Source organism: Methylobacterium sp. WL116 (assembly GCF_008039455.1).
Lineage (GTDB): Bacteria > Pseudomonadota > Alphaproteobacteria > Rhizobiales > Beijerinckiaceae > Methylobacterium.
On record NZ_VRUV01000855.1, the window covers coordinates 1 to 1,243 of the forward strand.

At 74.7% G+C, this 1,243-nt stretch carries 1 protein-coding gene; it reads right to left on the reverse strand.

Annotated elements, in window-relative coordinates:
- Positions 1–163 precede the first annotated feature (163 nt).
- A partial coding sequence (locus tag FV223_RS27935) for an ABC transporter permease (RefSeq protein WP_348644834.1) occupies positions 164–1,243 on the reverse strand: 1,080 nt, incomplete at its 5' end.

The following is a 1,243-nucleotide window of genomic DNA, read 5'->3' on the forward strand; positions in this document are numbered from 1 at the left end:
CGCCGACCGCTGGCGCCTGCGCCCGGCCCAGACCAACATCGTCCTGCCCGCGGCCGCGCAGGCGCGGGTGCGCCCGGCGATGCCGATCCCCGAGGAGCGCCACCGCGTCCGGCAGGTCTACCCGGCCTATACCGAGATGCGGTGACATCGCCGGGCGCGGGCGTCAGGCGTCGGCGCGCGGATCGAGCGCGTCGGCCAGCCCGTCGCCGAGCCGGTTGAGCGCGACCAGCGTCGCGACCAAGAACGCCGCCGGCCCGGCGAGCATGTGGGGGGCGGATTCGAGGCTGCGCGCGCCCTCCGCGATCAGCACGCCCCAGCTCGTCGCCGGCTCCTGCACCCCGAGGCCGAGGAACGACAGGAAGCTTTCGAGCAGGATCACCCGCGGCACCAGCAGCGTGGCGGCCACCGTCACCGGCCCGAGGGTGTTGGGCACGATGTGCCGGCGCATGATGGTCGCGGCCGAGAGCCCCAGCGCCTCGGCCGCGCGGACGAAGTCGCGGCGGCGCAGCGCCAGCGTCTGGGCGCGGACGATGCGGGCCATGTCGAGCCATTCCACGGCGCCGATCGCGATCAGGATCAGCACCAGGCTCGCGCGGAAGAACACCACCAGCACGATCACGAAGAACACGAACGGCAGGGCATAGAGGATGTCGACGACGCGCATCATCGCGGCGTCGACGGCCCCGCCGGCGAAGCCCGCCACGGCGCCGTAGACGATGCCGACGCCGAGGGCGACCAGCGTCGCGGTGAGCCCGATCAGCAGCGAGACGCGGCCGGCCACGAGGCTGCGGCTGAGCAGGTCGCGCCCGTGCACGTCGGTGCCGAGGAGGAAGTGCAGCTTGCGGACCGGCACCGCGACGGTGAGGCGCCGCCCCTCGTCGTCGCGGGCGACGATGCGCGGCTCGCCGAACAGGTCGGAGCGCGGCAGGTAGACGAGGCCGCGCGCGTCGATGGGCACCTCCGAGGCCAGCACGAGGCGGAGCACGCCGTCCGCCATCTCGGCCTGCGCGACCGCGGCGCGGATGCGGAAGGCGAGGCGATCGAGCGCCGGCCTCAGATGATCCGCGTCGGGCTGCGCCGCGAAGCCGGGGGGAAGCTGGCGCAGGTCGGGGTAGGTCCGCTCCGGCGCATGGCCGGTGAGGAAAGGGCCGACGAGGCAGGCGAGCGTCAGCAGGACAAGCACGGCGAAGGCCGCCGTCGCGCCGCGATGGCGCGAGAGCCGCAGCAGCGCGCGGCGCGTCGG